This is a genomic window from Pseudomonas sp. HD6515 (assembly GCF_024971855.1).
Lineage (GTDB): Bacteria > Pseudomonadota > Gammaproteobacteria > Pseudomonadales > Pseudomonadaceae > Aquipseudomonas > Aquipseudomonas alloputida.
Genome location: NZ_CP079827.1, coordinates 1,654,072 through 1,676,376 on the forward strand (window position 1 = coordinate 1,654,072; position 22,305 = coordinate 1,676,376).

At 61.1% G+C, this 22,305-nt stretch carries 14 protein-coding genes; 7 read left to right on the plus strand and 7 right to left on the minus strand.

Translation table 11 applies throughout. The features are described 5' to 3' along the window. The first annotated feature begins 60 nt into the window (after window positions 1–60). Both KW568_RS07750 and KW568_RS07755 read left to right on the plus strand, forming a co-directional pair. On the plus strand, window positions 61–1,257 hold the full coding sequence (locus KW568_RS07750) for an IS256 family transposase (RefSeq protein ID WP_004575957.1): 1,197 nt from the start codon (window positions 61–63) through the stop codon (window positions 1,255–1,257). Between the two features lie 476 nt (window positions 1,258–1,733). Further along, on the plus strand, window positions 1,734–3,152 hold the full coding sequence (locus KW568_RS07755) for an amino acid permease (RefSeq protein WP_167398635.1): 1,419 nt from the start codon (window positions 1,734–1,736) through the stop codon (window positions 3,150–3,152). Between the two features lie 138 nt (window positions 3,153–3,290). Here KW568_RS07755 and KW568_RS07760 read toward each other — a convergent pair whose 3' ends face one another. Beyond that, on the minus strand, window positions 3,291–4,175 hold the full coding sequence (locus tag KW568_RS07760; protein ID WP_003254537.1) for a LysR substrate-binding domain-containing protein: 885 nt from the start codon (window positions 4,173–4,175) through the stop codon (window positions 3,291–3,293). Between the two features lie 152 nt (window positions 4,176–4,327). Between KW568_RS07760 and KW568_RS07765 the strand changes: the two genes are divergently transcribed. Beyond that, entirely contained in the window at window positions 4,328–7,348 is a 3,021-nt protein-coding gene (locus KW568_RS07765) for an FAD-binding and (Fe-S)-binding domain-containing protein (protein ID WP_004575994.1), read from the plus strand. Between the two features lie 132 nt (window positions 7,349–7,480). Here the strand turns inward: KW568_RS07765 and KW568_RS07770 are convergent, their stop codons facing one another. From KW568_RS07770 to phhA, 5 genes are all read right to left on the minus strand, one after another. Next, the gene (locus KW568_RS07770) at window positions 7,481–8,683 is read right to left on the minus strand and encodes an MFS transporter (RefSeq protein WP_003254535.1); all 1,203 of its coding nucleotides are present in this window, start codon (window positions 8,681–8,683) and stop codon (window positions 7,481–7,483) included. Window positions 8,684–8,773: 90 nt separating this feature from the next. Beyond that, entirely contained in the window at window positions 8,774–12,973 is a 4,200-nt protein-coding gene (locus tag KW568_RS07775; protein ID WP_004575993.1) for a deaminase domain-containing protein, read from the minus strand. Window positions 12,974–13,130: 157 nt separating this feature from the next. Beyond that, window positions 13,131–13,259, minus strand: a complete 129-nt coding sequence (locus tag KW568_RS07780) for a hypothetical protein (RefSeq protein ID WP_003254533.1) — start codon at window positions 13,257–13,259, stop codon at window positions 13,131–13,133. Window positions 13,260–13,448: 189 nt separating this feature from the next. Next, window positions 13,449–13,805: a 4a-hydroxytetrahydrobiopterin dehydratase gene (locus KW568_RS07785; protein ID WP_003254532.1), complete on the minus strand. Its 357-nt coding sequence runs from the start codon at window positions 13,803–13,805 to the stop codon at window positions 13,449–13,451. 39 nt (window positions 13,806–13,844) lie between these two features. After that, a complete protein-coding gene (gene phhA, locus KW568_RS07790; protein WP_003254528.1) occupies window positions 13,845–14,633 on the minus strand; it encodes a phenylalanine 4-monooxygenase in 789 nt (262 codons plus the stop codon). A gap of 257 nt (window positions 14,634–14,890) precedes the next feature. Here phhA and KW568_RS07795 point away from each other — a divergent pair, with 257 nt between their 5' ends. Next, complete coding sequence (locus KW568_RS07795; protein WP_003254527.1) at window positions 14,891–16,450, plus strand: sigma-54-dependent phenylalanine hydroxylase transcriptional regulator PhhR; 1,560 nt, start codon at window positions 14,891–14,893, stop codon at window positions 16,448–16,450. A gap of 153 nt (window positions 16,451–16,603) precedes the next feature. On the opposite strand, the gene KW568_RS07800 is transcribed toward KW568_RS07795, so the two are convergent. Next, window positions 16,604–16,858, minus strand: coding sequence for a DUF2790 domain-containing protein (locus KW568_RS07800; RefSeq protein WP_003254526.1), 255 nt, complete (start codon window positions 16,856–16,858; stop codon window positions 16,604–16,606). Window positions 16,859–17,255: 397 nt separating this feature from the next. On the opposite strand from KW568_RS07800, the gene acs reads away from it, so the two are divergent. The 3 genes from acs to KW568_RS07815 all read left to right on the plus strand — a co-directional run bounded on the left by acs (window position 17,256) and on the right by KW568_RS07815 (window position 22,236). Continuing rightward, a complete protein-coding gene (gene acs, locus KW568_RS07805; protein WP_003254525.1) occupies window positions 17,256–19,217 on the plus strand; it encodes an acetate--CoA ligase in 1,962 nt (653 codons plus the stop codon). A 358-nt stretch (window positions 19,218–19,575) separates the two neighbouring features. Then, window positions 19,576–20,904 (plus strand): IS110-like element ISPpu9 family transposase, encoded by a 1,329-nt coding sequence (locus tag KW568_RS07810; protein WP_004577239.1) that lies wholly within the window; start codon window positions 19,576–19,578, stop codon window positions 20,902–20,904. A 546-nt stretch (window positions 20,905–21,450) separates the two neighbouring features. Continuing rightward, window positions 21,451–22,236 (plus strand): ABC transporter substrate-binding protein, encoded by a 786-nt coding sequence (locus KW568_RS07815; protein WP_003254524.1) that lies wholly within the window; start codon window positions 21,451–21,453, stop codon window positions 22,234–22,236. Window positions 22,237–22,305: the final 69 nt, after the last annotated feature.

Genomic DNA, 22,305 nt, shown 5'->3' on the forward strand with positions numbered 1-22,305 from the left:
ATCGTGGTTCTTGGCTAACGTTGAGTTTGCGAAGACCAAACACTCACCAGAGAAACCACGATGACCAAGCCCACTATCGCATTGACCGAGTTGGTTGAGAAAGGGGCAGACGCTGATCTGCTCAAGCAAATGATCCAGTTCGTTGCCCAGCGCATGATGGAGTTCGACGTCGAAGGCCTGTGCGGCGCGGGCTTCGATGTCAAAAGCCCAGACCGGACAAATAGCCGTAATGGCTACCGCGATCGTCTTTGGCAAACCCGCGCAGGCGACGTCGACCTTAAGATTCCCAAGCTGCGCCAAGGCAGCTATTTCCCTGGTTTCCTTGAACCTCGACGCACCGCTGAGAAAGCCATGGCGGCAGTCATCCAGGAGGCCTACATCCAAGGCGTTTCAACACGCTCAGTGGACGAGCTGGTCAAAGCCATGGGCATGACCGGCATCTCCAAAAGCCAGGTCTCACGGCTAGCTGGTGAGATCGATGAGCGCGTTCACGCCTTCCTTGACCGCCCGCTTGAGGGCGACTGGCCCTATCTCTGGATCGATGCCACCTACGTCAAAGTGCGGGAGGCCGGACGCATCGTCTCGGTCGCCGTAATAATCGCCGTGGCCGTGAACACCGACGGTGGCCGCGAAGTCCTGGGCATGCGGGTTGGGCCGTCAGAGGCTGAGCCGTTCTGGACAGACTTCCTGCGCAGCCTCACGCGACGTGGCTTGCGGGGCGTGAAACTGGTCATCTCCGACGCCCACGAAGGGCTCAAGGCGGCTGTTTCCAAGGTCTTCAACGCGACCTGGCAGCGCTGCCGTGTGCATTTCATGCGTAATGCCATGGCCCACGTCGGCAAAGGTCAGCGCACCATGGTGGCGGCCCTACTGCGCACAGTCTTCGCCCAGGACAGCCGTGCCGAATGCCATCAGCAATGGCGTTTGGTCGCTGATCAGCTACGCGAAAAATACCCCAAGATCGCGACACTCATGGACGGCTGCGAGGATGAAGTGCTGGCTCACATGGCGTTTCCAAAAGCGCACCGACAGCAATTACACAGCACCAATCCACTGGAGCGGCTTAACGCGGAGATCAAACGCCGCACCGACGTCGTAGGCATCTTTCCCAACGATCCTGCAATCACACGGCTGGTAGGCGCGATGCTGCTGGAGCAGAACGACGAGTGGTGCCTGCAACGGCGTTACATGCAGTTGGAGGCCTTTGAGGCAGTCAGCGATAATCCACAGGCCAAGCTGTCGGCCGTGATCAACTAAACGGCGAACTCAGCGGCCAGAACCATGATGAGTTACACCACTTCCCGGGACACGATCCAAAGCCGTCGCCATGGCGCCAGCCACCCTTGCCCAAACCCCCGTCCCCACGGTGTTATAGCCGCCATTGCCTTGTGCAGGAGCCCGTCCAAAGAGCCGGGCTGACAAAACAACAAATGGAGGCGCCATGTACGCCGATCACTTCGCCTTTGAAGGCCTGAACCACAGGAACGCTGCGTTTTTTCCCGAGGAAACGATGCAACGCGTTGACGCCTGCGCGTTTGCAGGGGTATACAGTGCGCCGCGTTTTACCTGTGACCCTCTTGCGTACCGCGCACTCTTGATCACGCCTGGTTGACCTGCTCCGGCGGCACCTGAGGTCAAGAAACCCAAGGTAACCACCTTGCCCATTCCGCTGCGCCACGAGCGCGGTGGGTCCGATTCCGTCACAGATAAAAACAATGCAGGTGACTTCGTTCATGAGTGGACAAAACATGCATTCAGGCGAGCTAAAGCGGGGCCTGAAGAACCGCCATATCCAGTTGATCGCCCTCGGCGGTGCGATTGGTACCGGCCTGTTCCTCGGCTCGGCTGGCGTGATGAAATCCGCCGGCCCGTCGATGATTCTTGGCTACGCCATCTGCGGCTTCATCGCCTTCATGATCATGCGCCAGCTGGGTGAAATGATCGTCGAAGAGCCGGTGGCCGGCTCGTTCAGCCATTTCGCCCACACCTACTGGGGTGGTTTCGCCGGCTTCCTGTCGGGCTGGAACTGCTGGGTGCTGTATATCCTGGTGGGTATGTCGGAGCTTTCGGCGGTCGGCAAGTATGTTCACTACTGGTGGCCGGAGATCCCCACCTGGGTCACGGCGGCAGCCTTCTTCGTGCTGATCAACGCCATCAACCTGATGAACGTGAAGTTCTTCGGTGAAGCCGAATTCTGGTTCGCCATCATCAAAGTGGTCGCCATCGTCAGCATGATCGGCCTGGGTGCCTACCTGCTGACCAGCGGCAGCGGCGGCCCTGAAGCCACCGTGGCCAACCTGTGGTCACATGGCGGTTTCTTCCCCAACGGCGTCAGCGGGCTGGTAATGGCCTTGGCTTTCATCATGTTTTCCTTTGGTGGCCTGGAAATGCTCGGCTTCACCGCCGCCGAGGCCGACAAGCCAAAGACCGTGATCCCCAAAGCGATCAACCAGGTCATCTACCGCATCCTGATCTTCTATGTCGGTGCCCTGGTGGTGCTGCTGTCGCTGACCCCGTGGGACAACCTGGTCGCCAGCATCGACGCCTCGGGTGGCAGCTACGGCAGCAGCCCGTTCGTGCAAGTGTTCTCGCTGCTGGGCAGTGACGTGGCTGCCAACCTGCTGAACTTCGTGGTGCTGACTGCGGCGCTGTCGGTGTACAACAGTGGCACCTACTGCAACGCCCGCATGCTGCTGGGTATGGCCGAGCAGGGCGATGCCCCGGCGTCGCTGGCCAAGGTCGACAAGCGGGGCGTGCCAGTGCGTTCGATCCTGGTGTCGGCTGCCGTGACCTTCGTCGCTGTGCTGCTGAACTACCTGATGCCGCAAAACGCGCTGGAGCTGCTGATGTCGCTGGTCGTGGCCACCCTGGTGATCAACTGGGCGATGATCAGCTACTCGCACCTGAAGTTCCGTCAGCACCTCGACCGTACCGGCCAGAAGCCGCTGTTCAAGGCACTGTGGTACCCGTACGGCAACTATGTGGTGCTGGCTTTCGTGGTGCTGATTCTGGGCATCATGCTGATGATCCCGGGCATCCAGGTGTCGGTGTATGCGATCCCGGTGTGGCTGCTTGCGATGTTGGCGGTGTACATGGTCAAGTCGCGTCGCCAGGTGAATGCGGGCGGTGCTGTTGAGACTGTGACCAAGTAAGGCGCCATAAGCGGTATGCGAAAACCCGGAGTCAGGTGGCTGGCTTCGGGTTTTTTGTTGCCTGTGCGGGCCTCTTCGCGGGTAAACCCGCTCCTACAGGTACAGCGTTGGCCTCAGGTCAGGTGATCCCGCCAACAATCAGATCTGCTCCAGCAACCACCCCCTGAATGCCCGCAGCGACGGCAGTGCCTCATTCCTCGGCGGGTAGATCAGGTAATAACTACGCTGGCTGGCAAACGCCACACCCGGGCTGTACAGCTCGCCCTTGGCCAGTTCCTCCTCCACCAATATGCGCGGCACCAGCCCGATCCCGATCCCGGCACGTACCGCCTGGATCAGGTGCGAGGTCAGCTCGAAACTCGGCCCCAGCCGCATCGCCCGGTGCGGCAAGCCATGGTGGGAAAACCACTCGCCCCACGCATGCGGGTTGTTGGCCACATTCAGCAGCACCTCTTCACTGATCCGCGCCGGGCTCCAGCCCTGGCTGCCGACGCCGGCCTCCGGCGGCAAGATCACCACCAGCTCCTCGGCATGCAGGCGATGGCAGACAAGCCCCGGCAAGTCGTGGCTGGCCACGCCGATGGCGGCATCGATTTCGCTGGTGTCGAAGTTGATGGTTTCAATGCGTGAATGAATGTGCACCAGCATGCCTGGGTGAGCGCTGTAGAACGCATGCAGCCTCGGCAACAGCCATTTCGAGCCGAAGGTTGGCAGGGTAGCCAGGCGCAAGGTGCCTACCCCCGATTGATAGGCCAGTGCCTGCAAGGTGGCGCTGCGGATGCGCCCCAGTGCCTCGCTCAGCTCGCGCTGGTACAGGCGGCCGACATCGGTCAACTGCACCTGGCGCCCCTCGCGGCGGAACAGGGTCAGGCCCAACTGCTGCTCCAAGGCTTGCACCTGGCGGCTGACCGCGCTTTGGGTCAGCGACAGTTCGGCGGCGGCACGGGTGTAGCTTTCATGCCGGGCGGCGGCCTCGAAAGCCAGCAGCAGTGACATGGATGGGGTCAGGTGGCGGTAATTCATTCATAAAAGTCATTGATAGCGGCAGGATTATCCGTTTGCCCCTGACGCGAAACTACAGGAACATTGGCCTATACGTCATCCCTGCATGCCTCAACCCATGCCGGGGCGACAGGGATCCCGTGATTTAGCCAATATCAAGAGGCCATCCTTCGATGATCGCCCAGCTGTCCACCGTTGCACCGAGCGCCAATTACCCCGAATTCCTCGAAGCCCTGCGCAACAGCGGCTTCCGTGGCCAGATCAGTGCCGACTACGCAACCCGCACGGTACTGGCCACCGACAACTCGATCTACCAGCGCTTGCCGCAGGCGGCGGTGTTCCCGCTGGATGCCGACGATGTGGCGCGGGTCGCCACGCTAATGGGTGAACCGCGCTTCCAGCAGGTCAAGCTGACCCCCCGCGGTGGTGGCACCGGCACCAACGGCCAGTCGCTGACCGACGGTATCGTCGTCGACCTGTCGCGGCACATGAACAACATTCTCGAAATCAACGTGCAAGAGCGCTGGGTGCGGGTACAGGCCGGCACGGTCAAGGACCAGCTCAATGCTGCGCTCAAGCCGCACGGGCTGTTCTTCGCCCCTGAGCTGTCCACCTCCAACCGCGCCACGGTCGGCGGCATGATCAACACGGATGCCAGTGGCCAGGGCAGTTGCACCTACGGCAAAACCCGCGACCACGTGCTGGAGCTGCACAGCGTGCTGCTCGGTGGCGAACGCCTGCACAGCCTGCCGATCGACGATGCTGCGCTGGAGCAGGCCTGCGCCGCGCCGGGCCGGGTCGGCGAGGTGTACCGCATGGCCCGGGAAATTCAGGAAACCCAGGCCGAACTGATTGAAACCACCTTTCCCAAGCTCAACCGTTGCCTGACCGGCTACGACCTGGCGCACCTGCGCGACGAGCAGGGCCGCTTCAACCTCAACAGCGTGCTGTGCGGCGCCGAGGGCTCGCTGGGCTACGTGGTCGAAGCCAAGCTCAATGTGCTGCCGATTCCCAAATATGCGGTGCTGGTCAATGTACGCTACACCAGCTTCATGGATGCGCTGCGTGATGCCAACGCGCTGATGGCGCACAAGCCGCTGTCGATCGAGACGGTCGACTCCAAGGTGCTGATGCTGGCGATGAAAGACATCGTTTGGCACAGCGTTGCCGAGTATTTCCCGGCGGACCCCGAACGCCCCACGCTGGGCATCAACCTGGTGGAGTTCTGCGGCGACGAGCCGGCCGAGGTCAACGCCAAGGTGCAGGCGTTCATCCAGCACCTGCAAAGCGACACCAGCGTCGAGCGCCTGGGCCACACCTTGGCCGAAGGCGCCGAGGCAGTCACCCGCGTCTATACCATGCGCAAGCGTTCGGTGGGCCTGCTGGGCAACGTCGAAGGCGAAGTGCGCCCGCAGCCGTTCGTGGAGGACACCGCGGTACCGCCAGAGCAGTTGGCCGACTACATCGCCGACTTCCGCGCACTGCTCGATGGCTACGGCCTGGCCTACGGCATGTTTGGCCACGTCGATGCCGGCGTGCTGCACGTGCGCCCGGCACTGGACATGAAAGACCCGGCGCAGGCCGCGCTGGTCAAGCCGATTTCCGACGCCGTTGCCGCGCTGACCAAGCGTTATGGCGGCCTGCTGTGGGGTGAGCACGGCAAGGGCCTGCGCTCGGAATACGTGCCCGAGTACTTCGGTGAGCTGTACCCGGCGTTGCAGCGCCTGAAGGGCGCCTTTGACCCGCACAACCAGCTCAACCCGGGCAAGATCTGCACGCCATTGGGAAGCGCCGAGGGCCTGACCCCGGTCGATGGCGTGACCCTGCGCGGCGACCTTGACCGTACCATTGACGAGCGCGTATGGCAGGACTTCCCCAGCGCCGTGCACTGCAACGGCAATGGCGCCTGTTACAACTATGACCCCAACGACGCCATGTGCCCGTCGTGGAAGGCTACCCGCGAACGCCAGCATTCGCCCAAGGGCCGCGCCTCGCTGATGCGCGAGTGGCTGCGCCTGCAGGGCGAGGCGAACATCGATGTGCTGGCTGCGGCGCGCAACAAGGTGTCGTGGCTCAAGGGCCTGCCGGCGCGTCTGCGCAACAACCGCGCGCGCAACCAGGGCCAGGAAGACTTCTCCCATGAAGTGTACGACGCCATGGCTGGCTGCCTGGCGTGCAAGTCGTGCGCCGGGCAGTGCCCGATCAAGGTCAATGTGCCGGACTTCCGCTCGCGCTTCCTCGAGCTGTACCACGGTCGCTACCAGCGCCCGCTGCGTGACTACCTGATCGGCTCGCTCGAGTTCACCATCCCCTACCTGGCGCACGCACCGGGGCTGTACAACGCGGTGATGGGTTCGAAGTGGGTGAGCCAACTGCTGGCCGACAAGGTGGGCATGGTCGACAGCCCGCTGATCAGCCGCTTCAACTTCCAGGCTACCCTGACCCGTTGCCGCGTTGGCATGGCCACGGTGCCGGCCCTGCGCGAGCTGACCCCGGCCCAGCGCGAGCGCAGCATCGTGCTGGTGCAGGACGCCTTCACCCGCTACTTCGAAACACCGCTGCTGTCGGCCTTCATCGACCTTGCCCACCGCCTGGGTCACCGGGTATTCCTGGCGCCGTACAGCGCCAACGGCAAGCCGTTGCACGTACAGGGTTTCCTTGGCGCGTTTGCCAAGGCAGCGATCCGCAACGCCACGCAGCTCAAGGCCCTGGCCGATTGCGGTGTGCCGCTGGTGGGGCTGGACCCGGCGATGACGCTGGTGTATCGCCAGGAGTACCAGAAGGTGCCAGGCCTGGAGGGTTGCCCGCAGGTGCTGCTGCCGCAGGAATGGTTGATGGATGTGCTGCCCGAGCAGGCGCCTACCGCACCGGGCAGCTTCCGCCTGATGGCGCACTGCACCGAGAAGACCAACGTGCCGGCCAGCACCCGGCAGTGGGAGCAGGTGTTCGCCCGTCTGGGGCTGAAGCTGGTGACCGAGGCCACGGGTTGCTGCGGTATGTCCGGTACCTATGGGCACGAAGCTCGCAACCAGGAAACCTCGCGGACCATATTCGAGCAGAGCTGGGCGACCAAGCTGGACAAGGACGGGGAGCCGCTGGCGACCGGTTATTCGTGCCGTAGCCAGGTCAAGCGCATGACCGAGCGGAAGATGCGTCACCCGCTTGAGGTGGTGTTGCAGTACGCTCAGCGCTAAGTTTGAGGCCTTTTGGGGCTGCTTTGCAGCCCTTCGCGGGTGAACCCGCTCCTACGGGGGGATCGTGCACGCCAGGCTGGCGCGTCAACCCTGCAGGGGCGGGGTGGGCCGCGAAGAGGCCGGCACCGGCTTTCAGGCTGCTGTTGTACGGTCCCTGTCCCGACGCCCCTGGCGGTACAAATAGAGGCTCAATACCAACCCACACGCTGCCGCAGCCGCCGCGAACAGAAACATCGAAGCGAAGCCGAACCCCGCCGCCACCGCACCGACCAATGGCCCGGTCACCCCCAGTGACAAGTCGATGAACAGCGAATACGCCCCCACCGCTGCCCCGCGGTTAGCTGCCGACACTTGGTTCACCGCCTCCACGCCTAATGCCGGAAACACCAGCGAGAAACCAAACCCACTCAGTGCAGCCCCCGCCAAGGCCAGTTCGGCGTTGGGTGCCAGCCACAGCATCAACAGCCCAAGCGTTTCCACCGACAGGCAGGCGATCGCCACCCTGAAGCCACCGATGCGATTGATCAGGTTGCCAAAGAGCAGCCGTGCGCTGATGAAACTGGCGCCGAACAGGCTCAGGGTCAGCGCCGCATTGGCCCAGCCACGGCTTGCGTAGTAAAGGGTGATGAAGGTGGCGATGGTGCCAAAGCCGATCGAGCCCAGGGCAAGCCCCGAGCCATGCGGAAATACCTTGCCCAGCACCCGCAGGAACGGCAGGCGTACACCGCTGACGATGGGGGCGGCCTGCTTGGGCCAGGCCAGCAGCAAACCGAGTATGCACAGCAGGATGATGCTCACACCCATGCTCCACAGCCCGAGGCCTTTGACCATCAGCACGCCCAGTGGGGCGCCGATGGCCAGCGCACCGTAGCTGGCGATGCCGTTCCAGGAGATGACCTTGGCCGTGTTTGCGGCACCCACCCGGCCAATGCCCCAGCCGATCGCACCCGAGCCTACCAGGCTTTCGGCGCTGCCCAGCACCAGGCGACCGACCAGCAGGCAAGCCAGGCTCAGCCAAGGTAGGTGAGTGAGGAAGGCGCAGGCCAGCATGAATACCCCGCTGAGCCCGCAGCCAGCCAGTCCGTACATGACCGCCTTCTTGCTGCCGTGGTTGTCGATGATGCGGCTGGCGCCAGGGCGGCTGAGCAGCGTCGCGAGGTACTGCACGCTGATCACCAGGCCGGCGACCACGGCACTGAAACCCAGGTCGTTGTGCACATAGCCGGGCAACACGGCCAAGGGGATGCCGATGTTCAGGTAGCCGATGAAGGTGAACAGGACGATGGAGACGACTTGCCCAGTGACGGCAAGGGATGTGGGACTGCGTGCTGGCATTGGGGATCCGTTGCTGCGGTAAGGATGGCAGTGTGTGCCGCCATCTTAACCACAGCAAGGGTGTTTGCGGGCGAAGCTGTCAGGTTGTAGTCAGTTGGTGTAATCGAGCATCCAGGTCACACTGAACTCGGCTTTCGGGTAATCCAGCCGCAAGCGCGGCAGGACGAAGCCGCCACAGGAGCGACAGGAGTCGAGCAGTGTGAAGACATCGATACGCTCGACCTCGGTGTGGCGGTGAAGCAGTCTGCGGTTCAGCGCGCTGGCGATGTGTCGTTCGGCATCGAGATGTCGCTTATGGACGCGCGTCCACAGGAAATCTGCGCGCCGCAGGATTGGCAGCTCGGTAAACCGCGGGTCTGGTGGGAAAAACTGGTTAACCTGGCGTGCATCGACGTAGTCCACTGCCGGTGTGAGGCGGGGCGTCGGGATGATATGCAATGCGCGCCGGCCAGGGCTGCCTGACAGGGCGAAGAACACCACGCGGCTATGGTCCTTCAGCGTGACGCTGGCAAAGGCCAGGTTGACTGGGTAGAGGTGCTGACGCAAGGCGGCCATCGCGTTGTCGTCCAGCGACTGTGCACCTGCTGTCGGTGTGTAAGGGTGAGTGGCGCCGCGCGCGGGTAGCAGATCGTCCAGTATGCCGAGCATGTGTTGGCGGTCTGCGGCGCTGGTGCCGTGGAATTGCCTCCAGATCGGGATTATCTCCCGGTTCAATGCTGCGATGCCGCGACTGGCGGGGCCCGCCAAAGCGTCCTGGGCCGCGCTCTGCGTGAGGATGTTGCGCGCGTATTCCGGGAGCAGGCGCGACTCCATAGCTTCGATGAACTGCAGGAATCGCGAGGGGTGGCGGAGTTGCCATGTTCGCCCTTGTTCTATCCAGTCGCGCAGCAATCTGACCACGTTATCGACATCGCGCTGCAGGTTGGGGCGTTCGGCGACGATGCGGTAGGTTTCGCTGATTTCCAGGTACCGCTCGATGGCCTCGTGGTCGGTGATCCTCTCGAACCTGCGACGCAGCCCTCTGGGCGGATGTGGCAGCGAAGCTGGCAGTGCCGGGGCATCCAGCAGCCTTGTCTGCCACGCCCAGGGCTGATGAGGGGCGCCATAAAAAACTCCCAGATCGGCCTCGACGATCAACCACTGCTCACCGCGCCAGTCGATCAATGCGCCGCGCAGGGTGCGGCGGTCGGGGATGGTCCGTGCCAGCCCGCCCAGGCGCACGGGAGGGCAGTAGTCGGTAATCTGCCTGACTTGCTCGATCGGCATGTCCGCAGGCAAGCCAAAGCGTAGTTCAGGCGATGGGTCGACCACGATGCGCCTGTGGTACACGGGAGGCGAGATGACGCCAAGGCGTAACTGGGTTTCTTCGACGGGCAAGGCTTTCAATCGCCTGGGGTGATTAGGGGCGTGTACGACGACCTTGCCCTCGCGCACCATGACCTGCGCCCAGATGTCGAAGCGTGTGTGCTGGGGGCGATAACGAATCGGTACCGGCTCGATCCGCACGGTTTGGAAGGCGTGACTGACGTGTTGTCCGAATACGGGTGTGCCGGCGTCATTGGGCAAGGGCGAGAAGTTCAGGGCCATTTGCGCTTCGCCGCCGGTGTAAGGCGGCGGCACCTCGGTGGGTGGCTGGCCGAGTAGCGGCTCATGCGCAACCCGACGTAGCAGCCCCGAGGTGTTCGGTGTTTGAAGGCGATAGGCGGCGCCATGAATGATTGCATCGACCGTGGCATTGTCGCGGGGGATCAGTGTGGCTGTTTCGGGTAGCTCGCGTGGCACCGGACCATGGCTGTCGGGTATCTGGTCAAGTAGCACGGCATCGGGCGTCTGGCCCGGCAGTACCCTTCGCTGCGTCATGAGTTCCCGGGATTCGGGGGCGACCGTCGTCAGTTCGGGCGCGCTGCGCCAGCGCTTGGGCGGGGTAAGGCGCTCGCTGAAGTCGGGCGTGACGGGGATGCTGCTCCAGCGTCGGGCGGCGCGCGCGGCGTTCAGGCGTGCGGTGTTGGCGCTTTGGCCCAGCACGCCGGGAAGCTTGGCCAATGGTTTGAAGGCCCGTCCACCAAGCGTGACTGCCGCGCCTTTCAGCGCGGCGATGTCCAGGACACAAGCCAGTGCATCGCTGCCATCCTCTGGGTTCAGGCAACTCAAGCCCGGTATCAGGTTGGAAAACAACCGTTGCAAGTAGCGCCCAGTGCTCACGGACTGGCGCTTGGCCAGGAATTGTTCATGCGGGGTAGCGCCTTTGCCCAGTGCATGCAAAGCATCCCGATTGCCCAAGGCGATATCGCTAGCGTAATGCCTGGCCAGTGAGTCGAGGCGATCTTGCGTGGGGGCGATGAGCACTTGTCGCAAGGCGGGAAAGTCGGCAGCGATCCACGGCAGTTGTGATTGGTTGTATTCGCTGTAGAGCAGCGTCAATTGCTCGGCCAGGCGCGTCGGCGCTGTGTGGGCAATGAAGTGCGCTTGCCAGTGCAGCCGTTCAGGGAACAGCTCGTAAAGCCAATCGCCCTCTGTGCCCGGGGCATGTACGACGAAACCCTGGGTGGCCGTCTGCATGTGCCAGTCCGCTCTGGGGCTGGAGCCGTACTCAGGTCGGTTATCGTGGCCCACGTAGATCGGCCAGGTCACGGCATAGGCGGTCCAGGGGCCATCACGCAGGCGGTCCTTGATATCTTCCGGCAGGTGGCTCAAGCAGCGGTGCAGGATAGCTTGATAGACGTTGGTGGCACGCTGTTCCCAAGCGCCGAAGGCCACTTCATACCAGGCGGTCACGTCCGGCAGGCGGGGATTGCTTCGGTAGCCTGCGCCATGGTCAAGGTACATCAGCAGGTGCACTTGGCCATCCGCGTTGCGCGACTCGGGCGCTATCCGGCTCTGGAGCAACTGACGACGCGCCTCCTCGAAGCGGTCCGGGAGATCATTGAGGCTTTCAACGTCCCTGACCGCCAGGTAGCGATGCAACGCCAATTGCCATTGCTGGTGCGACCAGGGCGGGGGGAGTTCGAATGATCCGCGCAAGGGGGCCCACACCGCCAGCGTCTTGCGCAGTGCTTCTTCGGGAGCAGGGTCATCCTCGTGCAGGGCCTGGCGCATGACCTGTTCTGCGTTGTCGAAGGTCATCGGTTGCTGGCGGGCGCTGAGTATCAGGGCTCCCTGGCGGATGCTGGCCCAGCGCAGGTCGGGCTCGAAGCTGAAACCGGCCGGGTAGCCACTGAGCAGTAGTTCGGGCGCGAAGCGGCGCATCAGCAGTTCACCGGCCAGTTGCGCAATCGCCGGGGTGCAGGCGAGACGGATTTGCACACTGTTGATCAGGTCAAGGCGGATTTCCTCGACGGGGAGCGTGGCATTGTCCGGGCTGAACAGCTCGAAAGCCATGATCAGCCCCGGCTGGCGGTCATCGGGTGGGTACAACACGTCGATCAAGGTTTGTTCGGCCAAGGCCAAGTGATCGGAGCTGGCATCCCATTCTGCCGAGGCGGCCAGTTCGCCGGCCCATCGGGTGAACATGGACGAATGCAGCACGGCGTCGAGCGCTTGAGCGGCTGGCGCATTCAATGCCGGGCCTGGGAGAAACGCCTTTCCATTTTGATCAGGGGTTATGCCTGCCTCCCGTTCGCGGGCAGTGGGCGGGCGGTAACGCCTGCCTTGTGCATAGACTGTCGCACCGAGGGCGTTGAACAGGTGGACGGCAAGGTGAACACCGGCTGGAGGCTTCAGCAGGTGTCTGGCCAGTGTGGGGAGATCCAGGTAGTTGTCCAGCACCAGTGGACGGGAGGCCGATCGTGGGGGCTGGGGGGGAGTTGGCAAACTGGGGTACAGCAGCAAGGCGGCCGCTACGAAGCAGTCACGCTGGGTCAGGCACACCCGCCGAGCCCAGAGTGCCTGGGCAAGGCTGCAACTGGCATAGGGCCATGGATTGGGCAGGCCTTCGTTCAACCCGGCGATCAGTGAGGCATCGGTTGCCGTGATCACGATATGGGCGAGTTTTGCCTGCAAGGTCGCCACCAGGTTCGCCTCTACTTGGCTGCCGGCGGGGCGTCGCAGGGTGCGGTTGAAGTGCTCACGCGCCGGTTCACGGGCGAAAGCTTCGGTCAGCTGCTGGTGCAGGTCATGATCGCTCAGGTCGACGGGGAACAGGTCTGTGAAGCCCAGTGCCTGGTTGAAATGTTCGCGCAGCGATGTGGCCAGGTCCATTGGACCGGACAGGTCGCTGTGCAGGCGCACGCTTTCGGCGTCCAGGGTGTCTATCCGGGCGAGTAGGTCGGCGGCGTCAGTGATGGATGACATGGCTCTGCCTCTTTGCGGTTGGAGGCACGAGTCTGTGTAGGGAAGGGGCGGGGCAGGTGGTAGTGGGTTGTTACAACGTTGATTTTAGACGGTGTGAAAACGTGATGACGGGGGTAGCCCGCAGGTCAGCCGTTTTCACACAGTCGGGGATGCGCAGTTATTCCTGGTCAGCGCTGGATTGATCGTCACCATCCTGCTCGGCGGCAGCTGCCGGTTCGGCGTGAACGGTCACGGATGGCTCTTCTGGGTTCAGGCTTGGGAAGGGAAGATTCGGGATTTCATGCATCTCGTCGTTCCTCGCAAGTGTGAGTGAAAAGTCTGCGCCAGGCGCGTTTGTGGCTTCAAAAAGCTGGGGCAGGATACACAAGTCTGGATGACAGTTTGGTTTTTTTCCCGGTCGTTTGTCGGTTTTGCGGGCGAACAGCGCACAGATGCCCCATGAAAAAAGGGGCCTCTGGCCCCTTCGTTCTGGTGATTACTTCCGGCCTTCAGCCGTTTCCGCCACCTTGTCAGTGCGTGCGCACATGATGAAGTCGTTGCGGTGCAGGCCTTTGATCGAGTGGCTCCACCAGGTCACGGTGACCTTGCCCCATTCAGTCAGCAGCCCTGGGTGGTGGCCTTCGGCCTCGGCGATTTCGCCCACGGCATTGGTGAACGCCAGGGCGTGCTTGAAGTTCTTGAACAGGAACACGCGCTCCAGCTCCATGTGGCCGTCACGTACTTCGATGTTCCAGTCCGGGATTTCGCGGATCAGCTCAGCCAGCTCTTCGTCGGTGACTTTCGGTGCGTCGGCGCGGCAGGCTTCGCAATGGGCTTGGTTCAAGGCATTCATGAGGTGTTTTCCGGTTCGAGTTGTTATCGGCAAGGTCGCTCAGGCAGCGACCTTGGGTGGAAATTTCGGTGCGTGCAGACCCAGCTGCATGGCTTTATGGACCATGCCCATGATGTCCTCGTGGGCCAGGTCGAACAGGCGCTTCATGTTCGGCAGCACGAAATACACCGGTTGCAGAATGTCGATGCGGTAGGGCGTACGCATGGCCTCGATCGGGTCGAAGGCTTGGTGCTCAGGCTCGTCAGACAGACTGTAGACGGTCTCTTTCGGCGACGAGAGGATGCCGCCACCATAGATTTTGCGGCCTTGCGCGGTTTCCATCAGGCCAAACTCGATGGTCATCCAGTACAAGCGCGCCAGGTACACACGTTGTTCCTTGGTCGCGGCGAGGCCGAGCTTGCCGTAGGTGTGGGTGAACTCGGCGAACCAGGGATTGGTCAGCAGCGGGCAGTGGCCGAAGATCTCGTGGAAGATGTCCGGCTCTTGCAGGTAGTCCAGCTCTTCCGGGGTGCGGATGAAAGTGGCGACCGGAAAGCGCTTGCTGGCCAGCAATTCGAAGAAGGTCTGGAAGGGGATCAGCGCCGGTACCCGGGCAACCTGCCAGCCGGTGGTGGCACCCAGCACCTTGTTGATCTCGCCCAATTGCGGAATGCGGTCATGCGGCAATTTCAGCTGGTCGATGCCGTCCAGGTATTCCTGGCACGCACGGCCTTCGATCACTTTCAGCTGGCGGGTGATCAGGGTGTTCCACACCGCATGCTCTTGCTGCGGGTAATCGATAAAACCATGCGCATCGGGCTCGCGTGCCACGTATTGCGTCTGTTTCATGAGGCTCTCCTGGTGAGGGCTTTTCTTGTTATGTGCAGGACATGCCGAAAGGAATATCCCTTCGCCAGCGGTTTTGCACGGGGGTGGGCCTCGGCCGCGAAGGGTGCTGACGTGGGTTTTCGTAACGATAATTTTACAAAGCTCGGCAAGTGTCGGAAAATTCGAGGCATCTGGTTGATAGAAACCCGGTTTTTGTCAGCTTATCTTTACGAATTTTCCGCGCGGTGTTGAAAAACATCAGCGCTTCGAGAGCCCTCATGCGTATCAAAGTCCATTGCCAGAACCGCATTGGCATCCTGCGCGACATCCTCAACCTGCTGGTGGAGTACGGCATCAACGTGCTGCGCGGTGAGGTTGGCGGTGACCATGGCAACGCCATCTACCTGCACTGCCCGAACCTGATCAACCTGCAATTTCAGGCCCTGCGGCCGAAGTTCGAGGCGATTGCCGGGGTGTTCGGCGTAAAGCGTGTGGGCCTGATGCCCAGCGAACGCCGGCACATGGAGCTGAATGCGTTGCTGGGGGCGCTGGACTTCCCGGTGCTGTCGATCGACATGGGCGGCAGCATCGTTGCGGCCAACCGTGCCGCCGCGCAGTTGCTTGGCGTGCGGGTTGATGAGGTGCCGGGCATGCCGCTGGCGCGCTACGTAGAAGACTTCGATCTACCGGAGCTGGTGCGGGCCAACAAGTCGCGCATCAACGGCTTGCGCATCAAAGTCAAAGGCGATGTGTTCCTGGCCGATATCGCACCGCTGCAGTCCGAGCACGATGACAGCGAGGCGCTGGCCGGCGCGGTGCTTACCCTTCACCGCGCCGACCGAATCGGCGAGCGTATCTACAATGTGCGCAAGCAAGAGCTGCGTGGCTTCGACAGCATCTTCCAGAGCTCGCGGGTGATGGCTGCCGTGGTGCGTGAAGCGCGGCGCATGGCGCCGCTGGATGCACCGTTGCTGATCGAGGGCGAAACCGGTACCGGCAAGGAGTTGCTGGCGCGTGCCTGCCACCTGGCCAGCCCGCGTGGACAGTCGCCGCTGATGGCGCTCAACTGCGCCGGGTTGCCCGAGTCGATGGCCGAGACCGAGCTGTTCGGTTACGGCCCAGGGGCATTCGAAGGGGCACGGGCCGAAGGCAAGCTGGGGCTGCTGGAGTTGACTGCAGGCGGCACGCTGTTCCTTGACGGGGTAGGGGAGATGAGCCCGCGCCTGCAGGTAAAGCTGCTGCGCTTTCTGCAGGACGGCTGCTTCCGTCGGGTAGGTAGCGATGAAGAGGTCTACCTGGATGTGCGGGTGATTTGTGCAACCCAGGTGGATTTGTCCGAGTTGTGTGCCCGTGGCGAGTTTCGCCAGGACCTGTATCACCGGCTCAATGTACTGTCGCTGCACATTCCGCCTTTGCGCGAATGCATGGATGGTCTGGAGGGGTTGGTGCAGCATTTTCTCGATCAGGCCAGTCGACAGATTGGCTGTGCCATGCCGCGCCTGGCACCGGCGGCAATGGACAAACTTGGGCAGTACCACTGGCCAGGTAATGTAAGGCAGTTGGAAAACGTTTTGTTCCAGGCGGTTTCGTTATGTGACGGCGGCGTGGTTAAAAGCGAGCATATCCGCTTGCCGGATTATGGCGTGCGGCAACCGTTGGGTGAGTTTTCGCTGGAAGGGGATCTTTCGCAGATAGTAGGGCGCTTTGAAAAGGCGGTGCTGGAAAGTTTGATAGGTGAGTTTCCCAGTAGTCGGGCCTTGGGCAAAAGACTGGGTGTTTCGCATACCACGATTGCCAACAAGTTGAGGGATTATTCGTTGGGCAAATCGACTGATTAAATGGCTGTAAGTTAATAGCCTGTTAATCAGGTGGTGAATGCTTCGCGGGTGAACCCGCTCCTACAGGTACCGCGCCGCATTCATGGTGTGCGAGGTACCCGTAGGAGCGGGTTCACCCGCGAAGGGGCCCGCAGGGCCCCCGATTCCAAGGTATCAGCCGTTAGAGCAGCCGTTCCCCATCACGCGGTATTCGAGAATGTGCTTCTGGCCCTGGGAGTCCTCGTAGGTCATGCGGGCGGGCACGACTTCGCACACATTGGGCACTTCGCTCATGGAAATGACGCGAGCAATGTCCAGGTGCTGCGAGTAACTGTACTGTTCAACCGGAATCTGCTCGGCATCTTTGGCTTCGCCGGCCATTGCCGCGCCGCAAAGACTGCCAAGTACCAATACCAGTAAAGCTTTCATTTTCTATTTACCTGTCTAAGGTCGTGAGGGGGCACGCGGCGCTTATGGCGCCGCGAGTACAGCGAGTGTTAACTATCGGGATTAGAGGGGGATTAACGTTTGCCTTCGTGGGGGCTGTTACCAGTTGTTAATCGCCTTGCCGTTGCTGGCGAGGTGAATTTTATGGCGGTGGCCAATGCTGAAACAGTGGGTGTTTTGATAAAGTGTTTTGACAGAATCTGTAACAATCCTGTGGCAAACCCCTCGTTTTTTCGTCGGCAAGGCTGTAATGCCCGCGCCAGAGCGTTTTGCCGGAACGGGTGTACCAAATTACTACCAACGTCGAATGGCTTTTGTCGCTCTGGTACAGTTACAAACGGTTCCATACAAAAACAACTATTACACCGAGGTAACACAGATGAGTGCGGCTCCACTGTATCCCGTTCGTCCCGAGGTTGCGGCCACTACCCTGACCGACGAGGCCACCTACAAGGCCATGTACCAGCAATCGGTGATCAACCCGGACGGCTTCTGGCGCGAGCAGGCCCAGCGTATCGACTGGATCAAGCCGTTCACCAAGGTCAAGCAGACCTCCTTCGACGACCACCATGTCGATATCAAATGGTTCGCCGACGGCACTCTGAACGTTTCCTCCAACTGCCTGGACCGCCACCTTGAAGAGCGCGGTGACCAGTTGGCCATCATCTGGGAAGGTGACGACCCTTCCGAGCACCGCAACATCACTTACCGCGAGTTGCACGAGCAGGTCTGCAAGTTCGCCAACGCCCTGCGTGGCCAGGATGTGCACCGCGGTGACGTGGTCACCATCTATATGCCGATGATCCCCGAAGCGGTGGTCGCCATGCTGGCCTGTGCACGCATTGGTGCGATTCACTCGGTGGTGTTCGGCGGCTTCTCGCCCGAGGCGCTGGCTGGCCGTATCATCGACTGCAAGTCCAAGGTGGTGATCACGGCCGACGAAGGCGTGCGTGGTGGCCGCCGCACACCGCTCAAGGCCAACGTCGACCTGGCGCTGACCAACCCTGAAACCAGCAGCGTGCAGAAAATCATCGTGTGCAAGCGCACCGGTGGCGACATTGCCTGGCACCAGCACCGCGACATCTGGTACGAAGACCTGATGAAAGTCGCCTCCAGCCACTGCGCACCCAAGGAAATGGGCGCTGAAGAGGCGCTGTTCATCCTTTATACCTCCGGCTCCACCGGCAAGCCGAAGGGCGTGCTGCACACCACGGGCGGTTACCTGGTTTACGCCGCGCTGACCCATGAACGCGTATTCGATTACCGCCCGGGCGAGGTGTACTGGTGCACCGCCGACGTCGGTTGGGTCACAGGCCACAGCTATATCGTCTACGGCCCGCTGGCCAACGGCGCTACCACCTTGCTGTTCGAGGGCGTGCCGAACTACCCGGACATTACCCGCGTATCGAAGATCGTCGACAAGCACAAGGTCAACATCCTCTACACAGCGCCAACTGCCATTCGCGCCATGATGGCTGAAGGGCAGGCAGCTGTTGAGGGCGCCGACGGTTCCAGCCTGCGTCTGCTGGGGTCGGTGGGTGAGCCGATCAACCCTGAGGCCTGGAACTGGTACTACAAGACCGTCGGCAAGGAGCGTTGCCCGATCGTCGACACCTGGTGGCAGACCGAGACCGGCGGCATCCTGATCAGCCCGCTGCCTGGCGCCACCGGCCTCAAGCCGGGTTCGGCAACCCGTCCGTTCTTCGGTGTGGTACCTGCCCTGGTCGATAACCTGGGCAACCTGATCGACGGTGCTGCCGAAGGCAACCTGGTAATCCTCGATTCCTGGCCGGGTCAGTCGCGTTCGCTGTACGGCGACCATGACCGCTTCGTCGACACCTACTTCAAGACCTTCCGTGGCATGTACTTCACCGGCGACGGTGCGCGCCGCGACGAGGACGGCTACTACTGGATCACCGGCCGTGTGGATGACGTGCTCAACGTGTCCGGCCACCGCATGGGTACTGCCGAGATCGAAAGCGCCATGGTTGCGCATTCGAAGGTTGCCGAGGCCGCAGTGGTTGGCGTGCCGCATGACATCAAAGGGCAGGGCATTTATGTGTATGTCACCCTCAATGCCGGCATCGAGGCCAGCGAGCAATTGCGCCTGGAGCTGAAGAACTGGGTACGCAAGGAGATTGGCCCGATTGCCTCGCCGGATGTGATCCAGTGGGCGCCAGGGCTGCCGAAGACCCGCTCGGGCAAGATCATGCGCCGCATCCTGCGCAAGATTGCCACCGGTGAATACGACGCCCTGGGCGATATCTCGACCTTGGCCGACCCAGGTGTGGTGCAGCACCTGATCGATACCCACAAGGCGATGAACCTGGCTTCGGCCTAATTCCCTCCCCGGCAATACCCCCTGTAGGAGATCACCCAGCCCTTCCGGGCTGCGCTGTCGCGCAGCAAACATGAGGTGTACGGCTTCAGTTCCGCAGCGACGCTGACATTTTGAAAAAGAAAAGGCGGTTGGCCCGGTAGGGCCAGCCGCCTTTTGCTTTGTTAGGGTTCGTGTGCGCGGGACAGAGATCGTAGCCAGCACTGGTGTGTGTCCGCACACCCGCGTAGGAGAGTGATCCGCACGGTATCGGCGTGAAGTCCCTGTAGGCATCAGCTGATTCAGCTGTGACCACGTATGAGAGAGTGAACCCTTTCGCCACCGTGTGCCCCGCGCGCCCTTTATCCTGCGAGGATTCATCATGGCGCGCAAGCCTTCCAAGCAACGCTTTACCGTCGTCCATCCCGATTGCGCGGCGATCGATGTCGGTGGTCGAGAACATTTCGTGGCGGTCGATCCCCGGCACGAAAATCCCGTCCAGTCGTTCACGTCCTTTACTGACGACCTACTCAAGATGGCTAACTGGCTTGAAAGCCTGGGGATCAAGGTCGTTGCCATGGAATCCACGGGGGTTTATTGGATTCCAATTTACGAGATTCTCAGCGAGCGCGGTTTTGAGGTTTATCTCGTCAATGCCAGAGCAACTCGGCAAATCACGGGCCGTAAATCAGATGTGTTGGATTGCCAGTGGATTTGGCAGCTGATGACTCATGGACTGCTCAGAGGCGCATTCCGCCCCGATGATCTGACCTGCTGCGTCCGGTCATTGGTCAGGCAGCGTGCTTCCAAAGTGAAAGACCAGGCGCAGACGCTGAACCGTATGCAAAAGGCCATGAGCCAAATGAACATCCAGCTGGCCAATGTCATCAGTGATATTTCCGGTGTAACTGGCATGAAGATTTTGCGAGCCATCTGCGCAGGTGAACGGGACCCAGTGCAACTGGCTGAACTGACCGACCGCCGCATCAAGGCAGGCAAGGAGGCTGTCGCTCGGAGTCTTCATGGCAATTGGCGGCGCGAGCATTTGCATGCGCTAACTCAGGAATTGGCTGCCTATGACTTCCTGGAGCAGCAAATTGCTGATTGTGACGACGCCATAAAAGCCGCGTTAGAGCAGTTGCCGGTGCTGCAAAACAAGCCAGAGCCATCCAATAAGCCTTTACGGAGCCCACACCGAAACGGTGTCCAACAGACTGAATTGCATCAGACATTGTGGAAAGTTCTTGGCGTGGACCTAACCGCAATTCCAACCATTGGGGTGGACACTGCATTAGTGCTGGCAGGGGAGATCGGTACAGATCTATCACGCTTCCCGTCCTCACAGCACTTCTGCTCTTGGTTGGGACTGGCTCCCCCTACCCGAATTTCCGGCGGTCATCGACTGGCAGGTGGCGGGCCCAAAATAGTCAATCGAGCAGCTCAAGCACTCAAGCAGGCCGCATCCAATGCCCGTAACGACAAGGGTTTCATTGGTGCATCACACCGAGCCAGACTGACTCGAATGGATACCAGCTGCGCCATCAAGGCCACTGCGCATCAGTTGGCACGTCTGGTGTACAACCTGTTAACCAAGAAGCAGGCTTATGTTGAACAAGGTCTTGAGGAGTTTGAAACCAGAAGCCAAGACCGGCAGGTCCGGGCTTTGCTTCGCAAAGCCCGGAAACTGGGGTATCAACTGGTGGCCGCTTGAGTGTTTAGAAAACAATGGGTTGCATTTTGTTTGATGAGAGCGGGCTTGCCCGCGAATGCGTCAGTTCAGGCTAAGCTGTCTCCTGACCTCATGCATTCGCGGGCAAGCCCGCTCTTGCATTGTTACCCGACAATCATCGGTTACTGTTCTGTCACCGGCCCCGCACAGGTTCGGGGCGCCAGGAAACAATTCCGGCCCGTTTCGGTGCATCGGGGTCAGCATTTTGTGCATCAAGGCACGCTGCACTTGCCGTCGTACAAGGGTTTGCCAATAATAGGCCCAGGAATTGCTAGGTCTATAGGTTTTATTTCTTGCGCCATTGCATATTCTGCACTGGCTGTCAACATCGCCCGCGGCGGTTTCAAGCGCTTCTATAAGTAGTTGTCGCTTTGAAGAAATATCGACTACCGGGCTGTCGTTAAAATGCCACTCACTCGCTCGTGGTATGCGGCCTTGGTCGAACCCTGCGCGGCTCGCGTTGTACTCATTCGCATATCGGGCAGCCGTTACCTGCCTTGTATTGCCCCGTACCGATGGAGTTACCTGATGAAGAAGCTCGCACTGCTTGGCGCCCTGGCGCTGTCTGTGTTTTCCCTGGTGTCGCAGGCTGCTGAAAAACCGCTGAAAATCGGCATCGAAGCGGCCTACCCACCCTTCGCCTTCAAGCAACCTGACGGCAGCATTGCCGGCTTTGACTACGATATCGGCAACGCGCTGTGCGAAGAGATGAAAACCAAGTGTACCTGGGTCGAGCAGGAGTTCGACGGCCTGATCCCGGCGCTGAAAGTGCGCAAGATCGACGCCATCCTGTCGTCCATGTCGATCACCGATGACCGCAAGAAGTCGGTCGACTTCACCAAGCGCTACTACCTGACTCCGGCGCGCCTGGTCATGAAGGACGGCACCACCGTCAGCGACAGCCTGGACGAACTGAAAGGCAAGAAGATCGGTGTGCAGCGCGGCTCCATTCACGACCGCTTCGCCAAGGAAGTGCTGGGCGCCAAAGGTGCCACCGTGGTGCCTTATGGCACCCAGAACGAAATCTACCTGGACGTCGCAGCTGGCCGCCTCGACGGCACCGTGGCTGATGCCACCCTGCTGGAAGACGGCTTCCTCAAGACTGACGCCGGCAAGGGCTTCGCGTTCGTAGGCCCGGCCTTCACCGACGCCAAGTACTTCGGTGACGGTATCGGTATTGCCGTACGCAAGGGTGACAAGGCCAATGTCGACCGCATCAACGCGGCGATCGACGCCATCCGTGCCAACGGCAAGTACAAAGAAATCGAAAGCAAGTACTTCAATTTCGACATCTACGGTCCAGACTCGAAGTAAGACGTCGGGTTTCACCTGTGCAATGGTGCAAACAGCAGAGGCTCTGAGGTTTGCACCATTTTTCATTCT